The sequence below is a fragment of the Acinetobacter proteolyticus genome, from assembly GCF_000367945.1.
In the GTDB taxonomy this organism is placed as follows: Bacteria; Pseudomonadota; Gammaproteobacteria; order Pseudomonadales; family Moraxellaceae; genus Acinetobacter; species Acinetobacter proteolyticus.
Map to the genome: position 1 here is coordinate 2,439,149 of NZ_KB849179.1, position 23,434 is coordinate 2,462,582.

20 protein-coding genes are annotated in these 23,434 nt (G+C 42.2%); 9 read left to right on the forward strand and 11 right to left on the reverse strand.

Translation table 11 applies throughout. The features are described 5' to 3' along the window. On the reverse strand, positions 1–3,374 hold a 3,374-nt coding region (locus tag F993_RS05810; protein WP_004655829.1), incomplete at its 3' end, for an ESPR-type extended signal peptide-containing protein. A gap of 261 nt (positions 3,375–3,635) precedes the next feature. Between F993_RS05810 and F993_RS05805 the strand changes: the two genes are divergently transcribed. Continuing rightward, on the forward strand, positions 3,636–4,727 hold the full coding sequence (locus F993_RS05805) for an AraC family transcriptional regulator (protein WP_004655831.1): 1,092 nt from the start codon (positions 3,636–3,638) through the stop codon (positions 4,725–4,727). Between the two features lie 349 nt (positions 4,728–5,076). On the opposite strand, the gene arsB is transcribed toward F993_RS05805, so the two are convergent. The 4 genes from arsB to F993_RS05785 all read right to left on the reverse strand — a co-directional run bounded on the left by arsB (position 5,077) and on the right by F993_RS05785 (position 7,306). Further along, positions 5,077–6,117 carry an ACR3 family arsenite efflux transporter gene (gene arsB / locus F993_RS05800; RefSeq protein WP_004655833.1) on the reverse strand — a complete coding sequence of 347 codons (1,041 nt, stop codon included), beginning with the start codon at positions 6,115–6,117 and terminating at the stop codon, positions 5,077–5,079. A gap of 6 nt (positions 6,118–6,123) precedes the next feature. Then, positions 6,124–6,444, reverse strand: coding sequence for a metalloregulator ArsR/SmtB family transcription factor (locus tag F993_RS05795; protein ID WP_004655835.1), 321 nt, complete (start codon positions 6,442–6,444; stop codon positions 6,124–6,126). Positions 6,445–6,488: 44 nt separating this feature from the next. Then, complete coding sequence (arsC, locus tag F993_RS05790; RefSeq protein WP_004655837.1) at positions 6,489–6,911, reverse strand: arsenate reductase (glutaredoxin); 423 nt, start codon at positions 6,909–6,911, stop codon at positions 6,489–6,491. Positions 6,912–7,096: 185 nt separating this feature from the next. Then, positions 7,097–7,306 carry a hypothetical protein gene (locus F993_RS05785; protein ID WP_004655838.1) on the reverse strand — a complete coding sequence of 70 codons (210 nt, stop codon included), beginning with the start codon at positions 7,304–7,306 and terminating at the stop codon, positions 7,097–7,099. 240 nt (positions 7,307–7,546) lie between these two features. On the opposite strand from F993_RS05785, the gene F993_RS20635 reads away from it, so the two are divergent. Continuing rightward, the gene (locus F993_RS20635; RefSeq protein WP_004655840.1) at positions 7,547–7,780 is read left to right on the forward strand and encodes a hypothetical protein; all 234 of its coding nucleotides are present in this window, start codon (positions 7,547–7,549) and stop codon (positions 7,778–7,780) included. A 109-nt stretch (positions 7,781–7,889) separates the two neighbouring features. On the opposite strand, the gene F993_RS05775 is transcribed toward F993_RS20635, so the two are convergent. After that, the gene (locus F993_RS05775; protein WP_004655841.1) at positions 7,890–8,093 is read right to left on the reverse strand and encodes a helix-turn-helix transcriptional regulator; all 204 of its coding nucleotides are present in this window, start codon (positions 8,091–8,093) and stop codon (positions 7,890–7,892) included. Continuing rightward, a complete protein-coding gene (locus F993_RS05770; RefSeq protein ID WP_004655843.1) occupies positions 8,090–8,464 on the reverse strand; it encodes a hypothetical protein in 375 nt (124 codons plus the stop codon). The genes F993_RS05775 and F993_RS05770 overlap by 4 nt, the downstream gene beginning before the upstream one ends. A gap of 221 nt (positions 8,465–8,685) precedes the next feature. On the opposite strand from F993_RS05770, the gene F993_RS05765 reads away from it, so the two are divergent. Further along, positions 8,686–9,831, forward strand: a complete 1,146-nt coding sequence (locus tag F993_RS05765; RefSeq protein ID WP_004655845.1) for an alpha/beta fold hydrolase — start codon at positions 8,686–8,688, stop codon at positions 9,829–9,831. Between the two features lie 66 nt (positions 9,832–9,897). On the opposite strand, the gene F993_RS05760 is transcribed toward F993_RS05765, so the two are convergent. The 4 genes from F993_RS05760 to F993_RS05745 all read right to left on the reverse strand — a co-directional run bounded on the left by F993_RS05760 (position 9,898) and on the right by F993_RS05745 (position 15,811). Then, the gene (locus F993_RS05760) at positions 9,898–11,961 is read right to left on the reverse strand and encodes a putative bifunctional diguanylate cyclase/phosphodiesterase (protein WP_004655847.1); all 2,064 of its coding nucleotides are present in this window, start codon (positions 11,959–11,961) and stop codon (positions 9,898–9,900) included. A gap of 495 nt (positions 11,962–12,456) precedes the next feature. Next, positions 12,457–13,473, reverse strand: a complete 1,017-nt coding sequence (gene ilvC, locus F993_RS05755; protein ID WP_004655853.1) for a ketol-acid reductoisomerase — start codon at positions 13,471–13,473, stop codon at positions 12,457–12,459. A gap of 122 nt (positions 13,474–13,595) precedes the next feature. Continuing rightward, positions 13,596–14,087: an acetolactate synthase small subunit gene (gene ilvN / locus F993_RS05750; RefSeq protein WP_004655854.1), complete on the reverse strand. Its 492-nt coding sequence runs from the start codon at positions 14,085–14,087 to the stop codon at positions 13,596–13,598. Beyond that, the gene (locus tag F993_RS05745) at positions 14,087–15,811 is read right to left on the reverse strand and encodes an acetolactate synthase 3 large subunit (protein WP_004655856.1); all 1,725 of its coding nucleotides are present in this window, start codon (positions 15,809–15,811) and stop codon (positions 14,087–14,089) included. The genes ilvN and F993_RS05745 overlap by 1 nt, the downstream gene beginning before the upstream one ends. 509 nt (positions 15,812–16,320) lie before the next feature. Here F993_RS05745 and F993_RS05740 point away from each other — a divergent pair. The 6 genes from F993_RS05740 to F993_RS05715 all read left to right on the forward strand — a co-directional run bounded on the left by F993_RS05740 (position 16,321) and on the right by F993_RS05715 (position 23,434). Next, positions 16,321–16,668, forward strand: coding sequence for a DUF4124 domain-containing protein (locus tag F993_RS05740; RefSeq protein ID WP_004655858.1), 348 nt, complete (start codon positions 16,321–16,323; stop codon positions 16,666–16,668). Between the two features lie 143 nt (positions 16,669–16,811). Next, positions 16,812–19,436, forward strand: a complete 2,625-nt coding sequence (gene leuS / locus F993_RS05735; RefSeq protein WP_004655860.1) for a leucine--tRNA ligase — start codon at positions 16,812–16,814, stop codon at positions 19,434–19,436. Positions 19,437–19,594: 158 nt separating this feature from the next. Then, positions 19,595–20,104 carry an LPS-assembly lipoprotein LptE gene (locus F993_RS05730; RefSeq protein WP_004655862.1) on the forward strand — a complete coding sequence of 170 codons (510 nt, stop codon included), beginning with the start codon at positions 19,595–19,597 and terminating at the stop codon, positions 20,102–20,104. Positions 20,105–20,113: 9 nt separating this feature from the next. Then, positions 20,114–21,109, forward strand: coding sequence for a DNA polymerase III subunit delta (gene holA, locus F993_RS05725; RefSeq protein WP_004655864.1), 996 nt, complete (start codon positions 20,114–20,116; stop codon positions 21,107–21,109). Between the two features lie 42 nt (positions 21,110–21,151). Continuing rightward, complete coding sequence (locus F993_RS05720; RefSeq protein ID WP_004655866.1) at positions 21,152–21,982, forward strand: SIR2 family NAD-dependent protein deacylase; 831 nt, start codon at positions 21,152–21,154, stop codon at positions 21,980–21,982. 108 nt (positions 21,983–22,090) lie between these two features. Then, on the forward strand, positions 22,091–23,434 hold the full coding sequence (locus F993_RS05715; RefSeq protein WP_004655868.1) for a MacA family efflux pump subunit: 1,344 nt from the start codon (positions 22,091–22,093) through the stop codon (positions 23,432–23,434).

A 23,434-nucleotide genomic window follows, 5' to 3' on the forward strand; every position in this document is an offset into this window, starting at 1 on the left:
GCATCGTCTAACTGGCCTTTATTCACGGCATCGGTATCATTCACGCCTGCACCAACATTGGTAATTGGGTTACCTGCTGCATTGATGCCGGACTTGGTGATACTTGGGCCATTGTTAATGGTCACACCATCCGTATTAATCACCGTATCGCCAGCAGTCACACTATCCACTTTCAGATTTCGGTTTAATCCGTATTGGATGGTATTCCCATCTTTAGTCACGGTAAGATTTTCTTCACCATTGACTGTACCAATATCAACCGTATCACCCGCTTTAATTGCTGCATTACCAGCGCCATTACTTTGTAAATTCCAGCCTTGATCCAAGGCTTCGATTGCATCACCAACCGTATTACTTTCTACACCATTCACGGTATAAATTGGTGCGCTGACTGTGCCATCTGGATTAACTGTTGAACCGCCACCTAAAGCATCCGATACACTCTTGGCCGTGCCCGCCAATTGGCTACCATTAATCGCTTCATCCGAGGTTGCGCTGACTTCACCTGCTGCAACACCACTGATCTTTCCTGTTGTGCCATCAATACGAACACCGTTAGCACCACCTACGGTGACATTGTTAAAGTCAACGTCATTTGCGGTTGCAACCTCATAATCAGTACTGCCATCTGGATTGACGGTCTCAGTGACTGTGATATTTTTACCTTGGCTGACTGTACTTTTACCTGCAGCAGTTGCTGCATCAAGTTGGTCTTTATTGATCGCATCTGTGCCGTCTGTACCAGGACCAACATTGGTAATTTTATTCCCCCCTGCATCAATCCCTGACTTGGTGATACTTGGGCCATTGTTAATGGTCACACCATCCGTGTTAATCACTGTATCGCCCGCAGTCACACTATCCACTTTCAGATTTCGGTTTAAACCGTATTGGATGGTATTCCCGTCTTTAGTCACGCTGAGATTTTCTTCATTCGCAACCGTACCGATATCAACCGTATCACCCGCTTTGATTGCTGCATTACCAGCACCATTGCTTTGAAGGTTCCAACCTTGATCCAAGGCTTCAATCGCATCACCAACATTGTTAATTGGAGTTTCATTGACGATATAGCTAGGTGCTGAAATTGTGCCATCTGGATTTACGGTTGAACCGCCACCCAAATGATTGGCCGTTGAATCAGCAAGGTTGCCTAAGGCTTGTTGGGTTGAATAAAGCTGAGAACCATTAATTGCATCGGTACTGGTTTCGCTGACCCGACCCGCCGCGACGTTGGTCACTTGACGTTCATTGCCTTCACTTCCAACACTGACCACACTACTTGGCGTTGTGCCTGCATAATCGTATGTGACACCCCCAACTGTGCCATTGGCGGTTGGATTGGCTGCTGCAGTGACTGAACCTGCACCCAAAGCAACATCATCCGCATTGGTTGCCGTTGCACCAGAACCGAGCGCCACACCACGTGTTGCTTGAGCATTGGCAGTATCCCCCAAGGCAATTGCACCTGCCGCTGCTGCTGTAGAGGTATTCCCTAACGCGACCGAACCTTGACCAATCGCTTGGTTTTCATTACCTACCGCAACCGCACCATTGGCAGCTGTTGTTCCGGCTGTATCTCCAGCAGCGGTATTGTTACGGCCTGTCGCAACAGCACCATCACCATTGACAACATTTGGATCACCAATGGCAACAGCTCCATCTCCAGTCGCACGCTGACCACGGCCAATAGAAACAGCTCCACCATCGCCAGTTCTAGAATTGGCTGTGGTGCCATCCGAACCAATTGCAACGTTTTGACCTGTTGCACCTGTAGTTACGCCATTCCCCATAGCAATGTTATTGCTACCACCATCAGTTGTTGTTGCGCTATAACCAATTGCAATATCATTGTCACCGCGTGCTCTTGAAGTCGCTCCAATCGAATTGGAACGAATTCCAATAGCCTGAGCATCTCCCCCTACTGCTAGTGATTCCTCACCAGAAGATTGTGCATAAGTCCCCATCGCACTTGAAAAACTACCTGTAGAACGGGCATTATCCCCAACAGCTGTGCTACTCATACCACTCGCAATTGTAGTATTTCCCACAGCCGTTGAAACATCACCTATAGCCTGAGCATCATTACCGAAAGCTGAGCTAAATTGAGCTGTAGCCAAAGCACCATTACCAACAGCTGTTGCATCTGAACCATCAGCACGCGCCCCCAAGCCCAACGCTGTTGCAGATAACGTCACACCATTCACTACTCGACCACGGGCATAAGCATTCTGGCCAATTGCGGTATCCCCAGCTTCAATCGCCTGACTGGTTCTACCTACTGCCACCGATGATGCACCTATGGCTTTAGCACTATCACCTAATGCACTTGCATTCGCAGCAGCTTCTGCTAAAGCACCAACAGCTGTAGAGGAGTTTCCTCGCCCTTTTGAACCAGTACCTATTGCAACAGAGTCTTCGCCAATTGCTTGTGCAGCAGTAGCAGGATCATAGTTCCTAACCCCAGCAGCACTACCTATGGCAATCCCTTGAGCACCAGAGACAGTAGCGGAATTACCTAGTGCAATCCCACCAGTAGCTCCTCGGTTAACTGTTGCAGTATTCCCTTGCGCAATGGAGTAATCAGCATCGGCATAACTTTGACGACCAAACGCAATTGCCGTTTGCCCTGTTACACGGTTAGCCACACCAATCGAAATACTATTGGTCCCGACACCTGTACCATCAGGTGTTGCATTCGGAGCATCCACCACTTGGTTACCAATCCCCATTAAGATATTGTAACCACCCGTCCCAGCAGTACTATTGCCCTGTCCCAACAAAACATTATGAAAGTTACCGCTTGTACTCGAATTATTAGCGGTTCCGACTACGGTTGCCCCGCCCTGTCCAGTAATGGTGTTTTGACGCCCCACAGCGGTTGAACCCGTAAGTACTCCTCCAGCATTTCCTGTCGGCACACCAGTCCCATACGCAACATTTCCCGCACCGCGACGATTGACCATTGCTTGCTGCCAATTAGAGTTCGTTCCCGAGATACTATTCCCGCATCCCATTGCAACACTACCACCACCATTACCAGTAGTCCCATTGCTAATACTGGCTTCCCCGCCCAGACCACTACATTGCGTTGCAGTCGGTGAAATCGCTACACTCGAGCCATTACTCGAAGTGCCGCCTGCCGTATTTGCAGCAGCAAATGCACCTGAACTAAAGAAAATTGAACTCAGTGCAATGGCAATTAAGCTGGGTTTAAGCAAAATTTGTTGATATTGTCGCTGCGAGGAGCTTGTCGTGCTAAGACTTATATTTGTAGTGACATTTCGTTTTTTTGTTACGCCACGGGCATTTTCTGAAACGACGGTCCATAGATTTAGACTTTTATTCCAGACCAAGCGATAGATTTTATTCATAATATGTACTTCTTTAGAGAATTCTAACCCGTACAAATTTAAATAAACAACGCTTATACTCTCTTAACAATAGAGCAACATTTTTAACAATTGCATCACATTTTTGGTAATTTTAGTGAGTTATTCCAAAAAAGCATAATAAAGCACAAATAGTCTAAATATATTTTACATAATGGGACTTTTTTAAGAATACAGCACAACTGTATATTAAGCTGATGTATAAGTGTCTCAGCTTATTCTCTTAATTTTATTTTAAAATGTATGAAAAAACAGATGCTTAACATCCACAATGATTATTTGCGACTCCTTGTGGATACTGCGACAACTTTTGGTGTCCCAAAAAGTGAAGTGCTTCGATATTGCCAAATTCCTTTATCTTTGCTTGCTGAAAATAACAATCATGAACGTATTAGTTTCAGTCAATGGACGGATATTATCATTCGTCTAATCGAACTTTTACCTGATAAAGGGGTCGGTTATCAATTTGGTCTAAATTGTAAATTGACCGTTCATGGTGCACTTGGATTCATACTAATTAGTAATAGCACAATTGGAAAGGTACTGATTGATTTACAAAAATATTATAGTATGCGCATCCATAAAATGGATTTATCCATTCTCAATAAAAATAATAAAATTATTATTCGTTTCAATCCCCTCTATCAACTTCCAACCCATTTAAATGAAAGCAAAAAAAATTCCGTCAATAAATTTTTTATCGAAAGTGCCATCGTAGATATTATTAACAACTTACAAATGATCACGAACTTCAATTTAACAGGGGTCAACATTCATGTGACATGGGATAAAGAAGATTATCACGCTCTTTATGAAAAACGCTTACCTATTTTCCATTTTAGCCAAGACTATAATCAAATTAGTTTTGATCTAAAATGTTTAGATCTACCATTAACCTTTAGCTCGAATAGTGCTTATCAACTTGCGATGGAAATGGTCAATAAGGAATACCTTTTTTATCAAGATCAGGACAATAAAATTATTTTAAAAGTAAACCAACAACTTAAATTTACCCCTGGTCTAGGTTTCCCCAGCTTAACGGATGTAGCAGATAAACTCAAAATATCAGAAAGAACTCTGAAAAGAGAATTAGCGCTTGCCAACACCACCTTTTCGGCCCTGCTCCAGACAAGGAAGTTTGAACTTGCCAAAAAGCTTATCGATTCAAACCGTAATATTCAGGAGATCTCTGATTTACTCGGCTATAGTCATATTAGTGCATTTTCTAGAGCATTTTTTGGTTGGACGGGGAAAAAACCAAGTGATTATATTCGTGAACAACGAGTTTCTATCAGGAACTATTATATGGAAAAAACCAAGAAATTATATAAATAAGATTATTAAAATATTAAAGTTTCAAAACAACTAACAGGATCATCCATAAAATTAGACAAATTGTGCATATTTAACCCAAACTGTTCCATTATTAAAAAAAGCAAGCTACATTATAAAAACTTAGTTTCACCTCAGATGCTAATGTCCCGAATTAGGCAACTGAGGCTTTTTATCCAAACCATAATATTGATCATGAATGACTAAATTCATCATCAAATAAAAAATTAGCTATATTTATTATAGCAACCCGGTTTACCCTCAGTTGTCGATACCCCGAATTAGGCAACTGAGGCTTTTTATTTTTAATCCCACCTATTTATATTTTAAATAGAATGATCTAAGCAATAAATTAATGCAGAGCAGCAGAAAAATACTTCTTTTTTAGCCACAAAGACACACTAACAAGCGTAATCAATACAGGAACTTCGACCAATGGCCCGATTACTGTAGTGAATGCCACAGGTGATGCGAGACCAAAGGTGGCAATCGCAACCGCCAGTGCTAACTCGAAATTATTGCCCGCTGCTGTAAATGAAATGGCTGTAGTTTTGGCATAGTCATTCCCCATCCACTTACTCATAAAGAAGCTAATAAAGAACATCACGATAAAGTAAATAGACAATGGAATCGCGATACGAAGCACGTCTAAAGGCAAGCTCACAACATCCCCACCTTTTAGACTAAACATTGCCACGATCGTAAACAATAAAGCCAACAAACTGAGTGGACTGATCTTGGGTAAAAAGACACCTTGATACCAGTCCACCCCTTTAACACGGACCAAGATCAAACGAGTCAAAAACCCAAACAAAAATGGAATACCGAGATACACCAATACCGCATGGGTAATGGTCCAAAAATCAACATGGACCACTTGCCCAGCAATACCAAAGTACGGCGGTAAAAAGGTGAGGAATAACCAGGCATAGGTACTAAAGAATAAAATCTGGAAAATACTATTGAAAGCGACCAAAGCAGCGACATATTGATTATCACCACACGCCAACCCATTCCAGACCAACACCATCGCAATACAACGGGCCAAACCAATCAAAATCAGTCCTGTCATATATTCTGGATCACTATGCAAAAAAATAATCGCTAATGCAAACATCAGCACAGGTGCAATAATCCAATTCTGTACTAAGGACAAAGTTAAGGTTTTTTTGTCTTTAAACACTTGCGGCAGCGTGGCGTAATCCACTTTGGCCAACGGTGGATACATCATCAAAATCAAACCCAGCGCAATTGGGATATTGACTGAATCCACATTCATCTGGTTTAAGCTGACTGAGGCTTGTGGGACAAACACACCAATTACAATGCCCAAAGCCATGGCGATAAAAATCCAGAGCGTCAGGTTACGATCTAAAAAGGAAAGCGTTTTCATGGCATTTTAATCACAGCAGCTTTTTGATACCAAGCTTTGTAGGCTTGGAAATATAGTCATCGCTTGGGTATCTAACACCGACAAAATCTCGTGCCCCCACGCGGGTAGTTGCGGATTGATACGGTAATAGACCCACTGTCCCTGACGGCGATCTTGCAACACACCCGAAGCACGTAATAACGCCAGATGACGCGAAATTTTGGGTTGGCTCAATTGTAATTTTTCGGTCAGATCACACACGCATAGCTCTTGGTGCTGGGCAATCAACATCACGATATTGAGACGGGTGTCATCCGATAAACACTTAAAAAAAGTGACGGCTTCCATTTCTGTTTCCTATTTAAATTTTCAATGCAGCACACATAGATTTACTAAATCCGCTGACCCTGTTCATCAATTACCTGTTCCCCATCTTCTTTGCGAAATGCGCCTTTTTGAGGGGATGGTAAAATATCGAGTACACGTTCCGATGGTCGACAAAGACGTGTGCCCAAAGTTGTGACCACAAAGGGACGATTAATCAGAATGGGATGCTCAAGCATAAAATTGATCAGTTGAGCATCGCTCCAATCTTCACGATCAAGTGCCAAATCACGATAAGGGTCAACATTGCTTCGAATCGCCTCTCTGACCGTTAACTTTGTATCCTGAATTAAGCGAATCAACTCATCGCGCGTTGGTGGGTGAATCAAATATTCAATCACGGTTGGCTCAATCCCTGTATTGCGAATCAAAGCCAGTGTATTGCGTGAAGTTCCACACGCAGGATTGTGGTAAATCGTGATGTCGTCCATTGCACTTGATCTTTTAATAAGAGAATGGACCTTTTATATATGAATATCCATATATATGCAATTCCATATATTTGTATTAAAACTTTCTTTTTAAAATATCTGATGAAAATCATTAAGATAATGTAGGCACTGAACTTGAACTATTTTTTATAATAAGGAATGAATGCAGACCTAGCAGCATTCTTTTATTGGAAAGAACTAAAACGCTCCAACTCATCAATCAGCTGTTTCTTTAAATTATCATCATAAATTTTGAATTTCAGTGTTTCAGTATAATTTTCAACAAAGATCAGACGGCTAAACTCACTGTTGACCAAGCCTTTAGCTGCCAAGAATGTTTGATATGCCGACAGTAGAACATTCAAACGATGATTGAGTGGTTTTTTGTCCCGCATATCAATTGCTCCTCGTTTTTCTAAACCTCTTCCCCTTTATTTGCCATGATTTAAACCTGTTTCGATGAGTGCTCGTCAGTTTTATTGTTATTCAATTTTTATTATATAAATCACGATAATGTTTTGAGATGACATTTTGATGACAAGAATGCATTTTCAGGAAAATGCAATGAACATCAGCTAGATAAGTTTTCTTATATAGACTATGCTGTATAGATCTCTTCAAGATGATCAACAATAATGAGTGATATCTGTCTATTAACTGAATTAAATCAAATGATTCATTATTATGTGACACGGAATGGATATCGACCAACGCGAATTGTTCTCGGGTATAAGGCCTATACCACACTGATGCAAAACCCAAGCTTTTCTAGTGAAGTCTTAAACTCTGCACTCGATCCAAATAAACGTAAATATAAAAAACTCAAAATTAAACTAACCAAGGACGATGAACAGTTAGAACTCGAATAGTCTGCACATCTCTATCAAATCCGATATCTCATCACATGCTTAAGAATAGACACAATAAGCTACTGTGATTGAAGTACATCTACAAACAGCAGCTTAAGTGACAAGACCTTCAGACTTCATTTTCTTCAAAGATAAAAATCTGTTCAATGCTCAGCCCAAATGCATGGGAAATTTTAAAAGCGAGCGATAGACTTGGGTCATAACGCCCCTTTTCAATTGCATTGATGGTTTGTCGTGACACACTGACATAATCCCCCAAATCACTTTGCGACCAGCCTTTGTCCTTCCTTAACTCAGGTAGTTTATTTTTCATCGGTATTTCCAAGTTCCTACAACGGTCGCAATCGACCAAAGCATGGCCATCATCGGCCAAATGATAAACATTGTGAGTTTTGGAAATCCGACATTTTCCAGAAAACCATAACTAAACGTAATCAAAGATGTGCCTATAAAACTGATGCCGAGCGCCTGTAATTGTATCTTCTGTTGCAGTTCATCAAAACGTTTGAATTGTTGAATAATCACAAATGCAATGACGAATGCTGGCAACATTGGCGTTAATGAAATAACAATTTTCAGCCATTGTGTATCAATCAAATTTAAGGCTTTCAATGAGCCGATTAAAACCACCACATAAATTGTAATGGCGATCAGGAGTTGCAACAGATTCCGAGGATGATTCATACCGCACCATGTAAAGTAAGCTTTACACAAAGATAATAAACCCAGCACAAAATGTAAAGCATACTTTACAAAATATCAGTCCATCTCGATAAAGCAACGTTGCCTAGTTATGCTGAATTGATCATTTTGAAAGGTAAGTTCAGCAAATGAGTCACTGAGCAAATTTATTTTTTCTTCTAATATGCGCCTACTGAATAGCAACCTTAGAGCTTTAGGTTCACATGACTCAATTGCCAAAAGTTAAACGCAGTTTTCTTCACCATCCCACTGCGAAAAAAATGCTGAACAGCCGCACCAGCCTTCAAGCACGCAAAATATTTTCCAATGCGACAGATCGGATCTTGCGTGGACCTCAACTCGCGCTGTCAGGCAAAACCCCTTTTGATATTGTGTATGAACGTGAAATCATCAGCCTACGTCACTATACAGTAGCAACTGATAGCAGCACCCAACATCGTATTCCTTTGGTGATTGTGCCCCCACTGGCTGCCAATATGCTGATCTATGATTTATTCCCAAATCGTAGCCTAGTGCGTTATTTTCTAGCCCAAGGTTTTGATGTTTATCTGATTGATTGGGGCACACCGAGTCTACGTCAGGCCAAATATAATCTTGGCACTTATGTGAAAACCTTTATGCCTGACTTTATCGAAAAAATTCGTGAGCATAGCGGTCAGCAACAACTGTCACTGTTTGGTTGGAGTCTTGGCGGAGCTTTATCCTTGTGTTATACCGCTCTTTTCAAAGATAAAAATATCCAGAATCTGATGATCTTGGCTTCACCCATCAATACGCATAAGTCAGGTTATATGGGTAAGTTTTATCAGCGCCTGACAGTGCCTGCACAGTGGATTCGAAGTAATACCAAATTCCGTATTCACCAAGTGCCGAGCCGTGTCTTTCATATTCATGGTTGGCAAAACACGCTAGGATTTAAACTCACCGATCCGATTGGAAACTTTAAAAACTACTGGGAACTGTTAAAGAACCTGAATGATCGCCAATTTGTAATTAACCATGCCACTTCAAGCTCTTTTGTCGACAATATGTTGGCGTATCCAGGCGGTGTGATGCGCGATATTATTCTGCGTTTCTGGATTGATAATGAATTATCGACGGGTTCAGTTCAATTTGGTGAACAACGCGCAAATCTAAAAGATATTGATTGTTCAGTACTGGCCATTGGCGGTAGTAGCGACATCATCGTAACTGCAGAAGCAGTCCGCCCATTGATGGATTTAATCAGCAGCAGCGACAAGCAATTTGAAATTGTGCCGGGTGGGCATATGGGGCTGGTCTCAGGCAGTCAAGCACCTGAATTGGTCTGGCCTGTGGTGACCCAGTGGCTAGCCCCACGTTCTAACTAAGCTGTATCATTCTCAAACAAAAAAGCTGCCATCATCGGCAGCTTTTTTCATGTCCATCCAACATGATCAGGCAAAATGCTGATACCGATGCAATACCAAACCTTCAACATTGACTGGCGTGCCTAACAAATAGCCTTGTAACTGGTTACAGCCCAAACTGGTCAGAATATCAGCCTGCTGCTGTGTTTCGACGCCTTCTGCGGTCACCACCAATCCTAATTTTGCTGCCAGATGGATAATGCTTTCGAGAATTGCCTCTTCTTTCGAATTCGGTTTTAAATCAATCAGGAAACCGCGGTCAATCTTAAGCTCATCGACAGGTAAGTCTTTTAAATACAAGAAACTTGAATAGCCCGTGCCAAAGTCATCAATGGCAATACGAATACCAAGCTTACGTAAGCGTTCCAGCGTACGAATGCTGGAATCAATATGATGCATGGCTGTGGATTCAGTAATTTCAAGAATGAGGTGATGTGGCTGGATTTGGTATTGTTCTAATAATTGTTCAAGGACACTAAACAGCTTTTTATTTTCGAATTGTAGTGCAGAAAGATTAACGGCAATTGGATAAAACGGACTTTGACTTCGTTCCCATTTCTGGATTTGCTGACAGGCTTGTTCCAGTGCCCAGTATCCCATCGGAATAATCAAACCAGTTTTTTCTGCCCCTTCAATAAACATTTGCGGGGTCAGCAGTCCTAGGGTTGGATGCTTCCAGCGAATCAAGGCTTCAACACCACAAACCTCATAACTCGAGGTAAATTTAGGTTGATAGAACAGTACAAATTGTTGCTCATCGACCGCTTTATACAGGTCATTGATCAGTTTGGACTGACTACGTACATCTTGCTGATCTGACATGGAATGGAACATGGTATAGGTATTGCGCCCCTGATCTTTAGAGATCAGCATGGCGACATCGGCATTAATCAATAAGTCTTGTACATTGGTGCCATGTTCAGGGTACATCGCAATCCCGACACTGGCAGAAATATTAATATCCTTTGCCGCAATCAGATAAGTTTCCTGAATATAATGCAGAATATCTTCTGAAAGCTGCATTGCTTCATTGATATCGGTATTCTCGGAAATTAAAACAAACTCATCGCCCCCAATCCGAAACAACTTATGGCTTGAATCCATTTTATTATATAAACGGTTTGCCATCTGAATCAGTAGCTGATCACCAATATGATGACCAAAAGCATCATTCACGGACTTAAAACGATCTAAATCAATATATAGAAATGCAGCTTTTTGCGCATTTAAACGATGATGATTAAACACCACTTCTGCATGTTCAGTCAGATACAAACGATTCGGGAGCTTGGTTAGTGCATCATGTAAAGATTGGGTTGCCAGTTCTTTGTTGATTAAAGTGAGTTGTTCATTTCTTTCTTCCAGTCGCGCTTCCAATACGGCAACGGCAAAACCTGCCACGAGAACAAGACTGGTAATAAAAATAATGGTAAACAACAACACACTTTGTTCGGTCTGCTCAGAAGTCAGTATTTGCGCCAGACTTTCATCGAAATAGGTTGCCGCCATGCCAGTATAGTGCATCCCAACAATACTTAAGGCCATGAGGACAGCAACGACAACTTTTAGTAAGGTGCGGTACATCACTGAAGTTTTATATTTGAAAATGAAAAAGAAACTTAAACCCGAACCACTAATTGCGATGAGAACAGAACACAAGACCAAAAGCGGATCATAATGCATGGCATGATGTTCTACCTTCAATGCTGCCATCCCCGTATAATGCATCCCTGATATTCCCAGGCCCATAAACACCGCACCAAGGATTAAGCGAGGGATTGGTAAAGTGGGGCGTGAAGTCAACCAAACAGCAAAAATCGACGCTGCCGCCCCGATAAGATAGGACAGTATGGTTAAATTAATGTCAAAATAATAGCCTTCTGGCAAATGGCTAGCCAGCATTCCCACAAAGTGCATTGACCATATCGCCAACCCCAAGATTAGCCCACTCGCAATCAAAATGCTTTTTTCAAACTTTTTATAAGCACCTTTAAAGACGAGTTCTTCCATCGATACTGCAACGTAACAAGTTACGACTGCAACCAAAATGGAAACGATGACCAATGTGCTATCGTAATCAACGTGAACCATAAAGGACTTCCATGATTATTCAGTACTTTTTTTTATATGATGAGCAAAATGCTCGAAATCCGAACGACGTTTCACACCTAAAGAAGTCATGAATCTTGTATTCATAAACTTTCCTTAACAATAACATCATCTAGCATAAGGTCAAGTCTTTTTCACTTTATAAATCAATAGAATAAAAGCATACAATCATTTCAAACCAATGAAAAGTCTTGTTTTTTTATTTCATTTTTTTGACCAAAAGACTCATTTATTTTTACCAGATCATTTTTATTTTTAAGTCATTACAATGTGTTTGTTTTTTACCGTGCAGACACCCCAAAGCATGCAGCAATTTTTAGTTTAAATTGTGATGATTACCCCACAGCAAAACGGTTAAAACACAAACAATATAAGCTTATTTTTTCTTCTGTAGTGTTATAACTCTGTTATCAACAAACATAAAAAACCCACTCAAATAGAGTGGGTCTTCGCGTTCAAATCAATTGATTCGAGAAATTAGTTTTTCTCTTTATCAACAATCTTGTTCGCTTGAATCCAAGGCATCATCGCACGTAACTTGTTACCTGTTACTTCAATACCGTGTGCAGCATTTTGACGACGACGTGCAGTCATTGATGGGTAGTTCAACGCACCTTCTTGGATGAACATCTTCGCATATTCACCAGACTGGATACGTTTCAACGCATTACGCATTGCTTCACGAGACTGTTCGTTGATTACTTCAGTACCAGTCACATATTCACCATATTCAGCGTTGTTAGATACTGAATAGTTCATGTCCGCGATACCGCCTTCGAACATCAAGTCAACGATTAACTTAAGTTCATGCAAGCATTCGAAGTAAGCCATTTCTGGTGCATAACCAGCTTCAACCAAAGTTTCGAAGCCCATTTTAACCAATTCAACTGCACCACCACAAAGAACTGCTTGCTCACCGAATAAGTCAGTTTCAGTTTCTTCACGGAAAGAAGTTTCGATGATACCTGTACGACCACCACCTACGCCTGACGCATAAGAAAGTGCAACGTTACGTGCATTACCAGAAGCATCTTGGTGGATCGCGATTAAGTCAGGAACACCTGAACCACGTTGGTATTCAGAACGTACAGTGTGACCAGGTGCTTTCGGCGCAACCATGATTACGTCTAAGTCTTTACGTGGAACAACTTGGTTATAAAGAATAGAGAAACCATGAGCAAAAGCTAAAGTTGCACCTTCTTTGATGTTTGGTTCAATCACGTCACGATAAAGTTGAGATTGGAACTCATCTGGAGTCAAGATCATGACTAAGTCAGCTTGAGCAACCGCAGCTGGAACTTCAGAAACTTTAAGACCTGAGTTTTCAGCTTTTTTCCAAGAAGTAGAACCAGCACGTAAACCAACAGTTACGTCTACGCCAGAATCTTTCAAGTTAAGTGCGTGCGCATGGCCTTGTGAACCATAACCAATGATTGCAACTTTCTTGCCTTGGATGATTGATAAGTCACAGTCTTTATCGTAAAAAATTTGCATCTGTTTTCTCCATGAAAACTTTAAAATATGTTGGGTATTTCCCCCTCACCCTAACCCTCTCCCCAAGGAGAGGGAACTCCTTCTCCCTCTGGGAGAAGGTTGGGATGAGGGTTTTTAAAAACTTAAATTGTTAAAACTTTTTCGCCACGCGCGATGCCTGATACACCAGAGCGTACAACTTCCAGAATGGTATTTTCAGCCAGTGCATCAATAAAACCATCAATCTTTTCAGTGGTACCTGCGATCTGAATGGTATATGTCGTTGGTGTTACATCCACAATCTGAGCACGGAAGATATCAGCCGTACGTTTGATTTCCGCACGTGCCGCACCCAATGCTTTGACTTTGATGAGCATCAACTCACGTTCAATATGTGAACCTTCAGATAAATCAACCACTTTTACCACTTCAACCAATTTGTTCAGTTGCTTGGTGATCTGCTCGATTTTATGATCATCGCCATAAGTCGTTAAGGTCAAACGCGACAAGGTTTCATCTTCTGTCGGTGCAACATTGAGTGTTTCAATGTTGTAGCCACGTTGACTGAATAAGCCAACAAGACGAGAAAGCGCACCAGCTTCGTTTTCAACGAGTACAGAAATAATATGTCTCATTATGTACGCTCCCCTTTACCTAACCACATATCCTTCATGGACTGACCTGCAATCAACATTGGATAAACATGTTCTGTACGATCAACCATGACATTAATGAATACACATTTATCATTAATTGCCATCGCTTCAGCTAATTTAGAATCGAGCTCGTCAGCATGGTTAATCTGAATACCGACATGACCATACGCTTCCATTAACTTGGCAAAGTCTGGTAATGAATCTACATAAGAACTTGAATGACGTCCTTCGTAGTTCATGTCTTGCCATTGCTTCACCATGCCCAAAGCTTGGTTGTTTAAGCAGAGAATTTTTACATTCAAGCCATATTGCTTGCAGGTCGATAATTCTTGGATACACATCTGAATCGATGCTTCACCAGTAATACAAACCACTTGCTGGTCTGGGAATGCAAGCTTTGCAGCCATTGCATACGGTAAACCAACACCCATAGTGCCTAAGCCACCAGAGTTGATCCACTGACGTGGACGTTTGTATTTGTAGTAGTTCGCACCAAACATTTGATGCTGCCCCACGTCAGAAGTAATGATGGCTTCACCATTGGTCGCACGATCTAATGCCTCAACCACTTGCTGAGGTTTCATTACACCATTTTGACCTGCTTCATAACGTAAGCCGTGTACTTTGCGCCATTCATTGATCTGAGACCACCATGCTGCAATTGCTTCAGGGTTTGGCTTAGATACATTCATTTGTTTGAGTTGTGCCAACATTTCTTGAAGCACTGGCTCTACTGCACCCACGATTGGGATGTGCGCCATAATGGTCTTCGAGATGGTTGCTGGATCAACATCAATATGAATCACTTTTGCATTGGTACAGAATTTTGCAGGGTTGTTGGTTACACGGTCATCGAAACGTGCACCAATAGCCAAAATTACATCTGCGTTATGCATCGCCATATTGGCTTCATAAGTACCATGCATCCCCAACATGCCCACGAATTGTGGATCATTACCAGGGAAAGCGCCTAAGCCCATCAACGTATTGGTGACTGGATAACCCAACAAATGTGCAAGCTCCGTCAATAAGCCAGACGCATTGCCTTGAACCACACCACCACCGGTATAGATCATTGGACGTTTAGCCGTAATCAACTCATCAATCGCTTTGCGAATTTGACCCGAGTGACCACGTGAAGGCGGCTGATATGAACGCATCTTCACTTTTTCAGGATATTCGTAGGCAAACTTTTCCGCAGGATTGGTTGCATCTTTCGGAATATCAACCACAACTGGACCCGGACGACCAGACGCAGCAATATAGAATGCTTTCTTAATAATTGCAGGAATTTCGCTAGCGTGACGCACTTGGAAACTATGTTTTACGATTGGACGAGAAATACCAACCATATCTGTTTCTTGGAATGCATCTTCTCCAATCAGATGGCTTGCAACCTGACCAGACAGAATCACCATTGGGATTGAGTCCATGTAGGCTGTTGCAATTGGAGTGACGGTATTGGTTGCGCCCGGCCCAGAAGTGACCAGTACTACACCTGTCTTACCTGTTACGCGTGAGTATGCATCTGCCATATGACCGGCAGCTTGCTCATGACGCACGAGGTAATGGTTAATTTTGTCTTGTTGAAATAGCGCATCATAAATATGTAATACAGCGCCGCCTGGATACCCAAAAACATGCTCTACGCCTTCGTCCGCAAGCGCACGAACGAGCATTTCACCACCAGATAAAAGTTCCAACGTGATTCACCCTAGTATTTTGCACAATTTATGGGAGACATAAATTGTGTTCATTCATTAACTTTTGCACTTCTTATAAGTGTGCGTATTCTACTCGTTTTTGCTGCAATAGGAAAAATTTTCTGAGACTCATCAGCCGTATAAACTTGATGACATCTCGAATCAAAATGTGCTGGGATAAGCATATTTCAAAAAATCATTCTCTCGGCTAGAAAGAATGTCCATTGCAAGCCATGACATTTATTCGAAGGGTGATCAAATAAACACATATAAAACTTGAGAAAGCATTCTTGTTTCTTTCATAAGCAATGTCAAGAACAAAGAAAAGGATTTTAACGAATATTTTTTAGCTGTTGTTTTTTTAGACACATTTCACGGAATTATTTGGTCTTGTCAAAACGCCCATTTATCAAAAAACTATTTTCTTTTTAATGAAAAATAGGCATTGTAAACTGTTTATTTAGGCACTTTGATCGAAGATATACAACATTCATTTGGGGAGATCAAAAATGAAATCATCTTATTTAAAAACAATCCTATATGCGATTGGAGGCACGGCATTATTGTTGTGTTCCAGCCAAAACTACGCACAACAATATTACAAATGGGTGGATGCAAAAGGTTCAACCCATTACACCACAACGCCACCACCCAAAGGTGCCAAACGCTTGGACAAAGTTTCAACATATGGCAATAGCCATCAAAGCAGCAATCCAACGACTCAGCAAGGCCATCAAGCGAATCCTGAAGCCACACCGAATGTAACACAGCAAGCACCGCAGACAGCGCCATCCGCTCCGGCTAACTCGGTTAAACCACAAAGCCCACCGCCTGCAGCGGCATCATCTGATCGCTAAACCCATACATAATCCTGCAAGGTCACCTTCAACACGGCGGCCTTGCAGATAAAATCCCGATCTAAAAACTGACATTTCCTACAATTTTGCGCTATGCTGTGCAGCAATCTTAACTTTACTTTTTTGTTGTATCGCATATCCCTATGACGACTTCTCACATTGACTCCGAATATCAAGCAAGTGCCATTGAGCCTCAAGTTCAACAAGACTGGGACAATCGCAAAGTTTTTAAAGTTGCAGACACTGTAGAGGGCAAACATCGCTATATCCTGTCGATGTTCCCTTACCCAAGTGGCAAACTGCACATGGGGCATGTGCGTAACTACACCATTGGTGACGTGATCAGCCGTTTTTATCGTTTAAAAGGTGAAACGGTATTACAACCCATGGGTTGGGATGCATTTGGTTTACCTGCTGAAAATGCAGCGATTGCACATCAGGTTGCACCTGCCAAATGGACTTTTGAAAACATCGCCTACATGCGTGACCAATTAAAAAAATTGGGCTTGTCTGTCGATTGGGATCGCGAATTTGCGACTTGTACGCCAGAGTACTATCACTGGGAACAATGGTTATTCGTACAACTTTATAAAAAAGGCTTGATCTATCGTAAGCTTTCAACAGTGAACTGGGACCCTGTTGACCAGACTGTCCTTGCGAATGAACAAGTTGAAAATGGTCGTGGCTGGCGTTCAGGTGCATTGGTTGAAAAACGTGATATTCCAATGTACTACTTCCGCATCACCGACTATGCACAAGAATTATTAGACGATCTAGATACCTTGAAAGATGGTTGGCCACAACAAGTCTTGACCATGCAACGTAACTGGATTGGTCGTTCGACAGGGATGGAGATTACCTTCCCTTCTGCCAATACTGAAATTTATGCAGATGGCTTAACGGTTTATACCACGCGTGCAGATACCTTGATGGGTGTGACCTATGTTGCTGTTGCAGCAGAACACCCGCTTGCGCTGAAAGCTGCTGAAAATAATCCTGAATTGGCTGCATTTATTGAAGAATGCCGCATGGGTTCAGTGGCAGAAGCTGATTTAGCCACTGCTGAAAAGAAAGGTATGGCAACAGGCTTATTTGTTAAGCATCCAGTGACCGGTGAAGACCTTCCTGTTTGGATTGCCAACTATGTATTAATGTCATACGGTTCAGGCGCTGTAATGGCAGTGCCTGCACATGACGAACGCGACTTTGAATTTGCCAATAAATTTAACTTGCCGATCAAGCAAGTCATCGATGCCAAAGGTGCTGATGATGCTGAATACTCAGCTGCTGAATGGCAAGAGTGGTACGGTTCTAAAGATGGCAAATTAGTGAATTCTGGCGAGTTTGATGGTTTAGCATTCCAAGCCGCTTTTGATGCCTTCCTTGCAAAATTAGAACCACAAGCATTAGCTAATTCTAAGGTTCAATTCCGTTTACGTGACTGGGGTGTTTCTCGTCAACGTTACTGGGGTTGCCCAATTCCAATGATCAACTGTAACAGCTGTGGTCAAGTTACCGTTCCAGAAGATCAATTGCCAGTGGTATTACCGACCGATGTGGTTCCAGATGGTTCGGGTAACCCATTGAACAAGATGCCTGAATTCTATGAAACCAAATGCCCAAGCTGTGGCGGCGATGCGCGTCGTGAAACAGACACCTTGGATACCTTTGTAGAATCATCTTGGTACTATGCACGTTATGCATCTCCAGACTTTACGGGTGGTATGGTAAAACCTGAAGCGGCGCAAAGCTGGCTTCCAGTAAACCAATATATCGGTGGTGTTGAACACGCAATTCTGCACTTACTTTATGCACGTTTCTTCCATAAATTGATGCGTGATGAAGGCGTGGTACAAGGTAATGAACCATTCACCAACTTGCTCACCCAAGGCATGGTGTTGGCAGATACCTTCTATCGTGAAGCTGAAAGTGGCAAGAAAACCTGGTTTAACCCTGCTGACATCGAATTAGAGCGTGACGAAAAAGGTCGTATCCTGTCTGCAAAATATTCAGGTGATGGTCAGGAAGTTGTGATCGGCGGACAAGAAAAAATGTCAAAGTCGAAAAACAACGGTATTGACCCGCAAGCGATTATTGACCAATACGGCGCAGATACGGCTCGTGTCTTTATGATGTTCGCTGCGCCACCAGATCAATCACTCGAATGGTCAGATGCCGGTGTTGAAGGGGCTAACCGCTTCTTGAAACGTGTATGGCGTTTGACTGCTGGTTTCTTGGAAAAAGGCAACCCAGCAACAACGATCGATAGTGCAAACTTGTCGAAAGATGCGCAAGATTTACGTCGTAAAACCCATGAAACCATTCAGAAAGTGGGTGATGACATCGAACGTCGTCATGCGTTCAACACGGCAATTGCTGCATTGATGGAATTACTCAATGCCAGCAATAAGTTTGAAGCGAAAGATGACAACGATGTTGCTGTCGCACGTGAAGCAATTACTACCTTATTGACCTTACTTGCACCATTCGCACCACACTTGAGCCAAACCTTGTTAACTCAGTTTGGTTTGGAGTTAACAGCTGTTGAATTCCCGCAAGTGGATGAGTCAGCATTAGCCCGTAATACTCAAACGATTGTTGTACAGGTGAATGGTAAACTTCGTGGTAAGTTAGACGTCGCAGTCGATATCTCTAAAGATGAGTTATTGGCATTGGCAAAAGCATTACCAGAAGTACAACAATTCTTGACTGGCCCAAGCAAGAAAGAAATTGTAGTACCGAATAAACTTGTTAATTTAGTGGTTTAATTTCCCGCTTAAATTCCCTCTTCGAACAAGAGGCATGAATTTATCGAAACAAAACCCCATCAAAGCCCGCTGTCATTCAACGGGCTTTGATTCTAAAATGTGGTCAATTTATCAAGATTAAATCTTCCATATTTGATGGAATATTATAAGGACAAAGCATGCATTTAGTTCAACGTTTAGCTGCTATCGTTTTAACTTTAGGTCTAAGTGCAGGCTTGGTCGGCTGTGGCTTTCATCTAAAAGGAAGTAATCCTACAGCAGCACCTTTGGTGTATAACAAACTAACTTTAGTTCTGCCTGACAATACCGATCAGCTTGAAAACCAGCTCAGCATTTATCTTGGTGCAACTGGTGTACAACTCAGTAATGCCAATGATGCCTATGTCCTTCGTGTTTTAGATTACACCCCGCGCCGCCAATTGCTGAACGGTAAACTGACTGAAGTATTGCTACGTTTAACTGTGACCTTCCAGATTGAAGACCGTCAAGGTAAGAAAATTACTGAACCGCGTACTTTAACCGCTTCACGTACCTATCAATACGACGTGGCGACGGTCAACACCGATAACCAACAAGAAGCTTATCTAAATCGTATTGTGATTGATGATGTGGCGCAGCAAATTACGCGTCAAATCGCAGCCAATCGTTTACCTAAAGCACAGCCTTAATTTGTCACTATGAAACTGGATTATGTTCAAGCCTTAAAACGGGTTCATGAAGCTCGCGGTGCATGGATCATGCATGGCCAAGAGCCTTTGCTTGAACAAAACTTGCTTGATGCATTCCGTAAAAGCTGGCAACAGCAAGAAGTTGAGCGGCAGCGTTATGACATCAGTAGCGTGAATGACTGGAAAAATGTCTTTAACGCACTGAATAGTTTATCCCTGTTCTCGCAACAGCTTGCGATTGAAGTACATGGCAATATCAAACCTGATGCCAATGGCCTAAAGTTGCTGAAAAGCTATATTCAACATAATGAACATAATCTTTTGCTGATTGTTTTACCGAAACAGGACAGCAGCAGTTTAAAATCAGCTTTTTTCCAAGTGGTCGAAGCCAATGGCGTGGTGGTTCCGCTGACCGCGACCTATCCGCAAGATCGACAACGCATCTTAAGCATAGAAGCTGAAAAACTCGGGATTCAACTGAATAATGATGCATGGCAATGGTTGATGCAGCATCATGAACATAATTTGTTGGCAGCGAAAAACAGTTTAATGCGGGTTGCGGATACTTTTCCTGATATCCAGCAGATTCAGATTGAACAATTGTATGCCTGCTTACAGGATCAATCACGGTATACGACTTATGATTTAAGTGATGCCTTGCTTGCTGGAAACTTGGCACAATCGGTTAAAATCTATCAATATCTAATTGCTGCAGGTGAGCCTGATAGTTTGATCTTATGGACCCTAAGCAAAGAAATGCGCTTATTAATGCAGTTGTTTGAACAACCCCATAATGCCATTCAACTCGGGATCTGGAAAACCAAAGTCTCGCAATATCAACAAGCATTACGCCGCCTCAACCCAAGGCAATTTCTGACGTGGTCTGATTTATTGCTGCGCATTGATGCTGCGATTAAAGGCATGTCCAAAGAAAATCCTGAACAACTGATGCTCCAAGCTTTAGCTGAATTGTGTGGTACCACCCTGTTTGCTCAACCGGCTTAAAGCAAACATCTCCTTCAGATTATAAAAATAATGGATCAGTCGATGTCATTCCATTTAAGCCCCGACCAAATCAAGCAGATCAAAAGTCTATTCCAATATGCGGACAGCCTGATCATCAGCGCTGGGGCAGGTATGGGCGTTGACTCTGGTATGCCCGACTTTCGTGGTAATCAAGGCATGTGGCAAGCCTATCCCGAACTAGGGAAGCAACGCATTGATTTTACCGAAATTGCCAATCCAGCCGCGTTTAAACGGTATCCCCGTTTGGCTTGGGGATTTTACGGACACCGTCTGGCACTGTATCGTCAGACCACACCCCATTCTGGTTTTCAACAACTGAAGCAACTGGCTGAAATATTAGAACTCCCTACTTTTGTATTTACCTCGAATGTCGATGGTCAATTTCAAAAAGCAGGTTTTGCTCCTGATCAAATCTATGAATGCCATGGTTCCATCCATCATTTACAGTGTCTAGACGCTTGTACAGCCAGCATTTGGGATGCAGACGAGTTACGGCCTGAAATTGATACTGATAACTGTCAATGGCTCGGGCAATTGCCACAATGTCCACACTGTGGCGGTCTGGCAAGACCGAATATTTTAATGTTCAATGATATGGGTTGGATCAGCCATCAACATGATCAGCAGGCAAAGCGCTTAAAAGCTTTTCTAAAATCCCAGCACCGCCCTATCGTCATTGAAATGGGTGCGGGCACCGCTATCCCAACCGTACGTTATTTTAGTGAGCAATTTGCGCCGCTTCTGATTCGAATTAACCCACGTGAATATGCGCTGCCTGCACAAGGTGGTATCGCTCTTGCAACGAATGCAACCATCGGGGTCCACAGTATTTATCAGATTTTTATAGAATAACTTCTCGACAAAAAAGCAAATAATTCTCATTCTAGATTAAAAATATTCACGCTTTATCCTTATTTCACTTTTATACTAAGTTCAGTTTTTCACTTTTGACCTCCTGCCATGCCAAAAACAAATGCTAAAAAAATCCAGCCTCGTAAAATCATCATGATCGCTATCGGGGTGCTGATCATTGCAGCGCTCGGATGGATGTTCTTCAAACCTAAAGCCCAAGCACCACAATATATTAGTGCAGAAGTCTCTCGCGGTGATATCGAAGATTCGGTATTGGCAACTGGTGTATTGGAAGCCACCAAAATGGTCAGTGTGGGTGCGCAGGTATCGGGTCAGGTAAAAAAAATGTATGTGCAATTAGGTGACCAAGTTAAACAAGGTCAGTTAATCGCACAAATTGATTCAATTCGCCAAGAGAACGAACTCAAAACAGCCGATGCCAGTATTAAAAATCAACAAGCGCAGCTGGCAGTACAACAGGCCAATCTTGCCAAGGTCGAAGCGGAATACAAACGCCAACAAGCCATGTTTAGCCAAGATGCAACCTCCCGTGCTGAACTTGAAACTGCGTTGGCAAATTTTAAAACCGCACAAGCACAAATTGCATCGATTAATGCACAAATCGAGCAATCGCGCCTAACCTTGGCAACTGCGAAAGAAGATTTGGGTTATACCCGTATCGTGGCACCGATGGATGGCACCATTGTGGCGATTGTGACTGAAGAAGGTCAAACCGTAAACGCCAACCAGACTGCACCAACGATTGTGAAATTGGCCAAACTCGACACCATGACCATCAAGGCACAGATTTCTGAAGCCGATGTCATGAAAGTTGAAAAAGGCCAAACCGTGTATTTCACCACTTTAGGCAATAGTGATAAAAAGCATTACGCTAAATTACGCCAAGTGGAACCTGCACCCAATTCAATTAATACGGAAACCACCAGTAGCAGCAGTTCATCAACTTCGAATGCTGCGGTGTACTACAACGCCTTATTTGATGTACCGAATGAAGATGGCAAACTCCGTATTGATATGACCGCACAGGTTTATATTGTACTGGCAGAAGCAAAGAATGCACTAACCATCCCTGCGGCAGCCATTCAAACCCAACGTGGCAACCGTGCTAAAGGTGGTCAAGCCAATACCAATAAATCTACAGAATCTGCAAAAAAATCGGATACTGACCAAGCGCAACGTCCAAAACGCCTAGAGCTCAGTGAAGAAGAAAAAGCGCTGGTTGCACAGGGTAAAGCCTCAACAGGTATGGTGCGTGTATTACAAGCAGATGGTACAGCTCAGCCGCAACCTGTGTTGATTGGTCTGAATAACCGTGTCACTGCACAAGTGCTGAAAGGCTTAAAACAAGGTGATCAAGTGGTGATTGCAGATGCCTCAGACAGTTCAAATGAAGCAGCCAAACGTAGCAATCAACGTGCAATGAGAATGTAA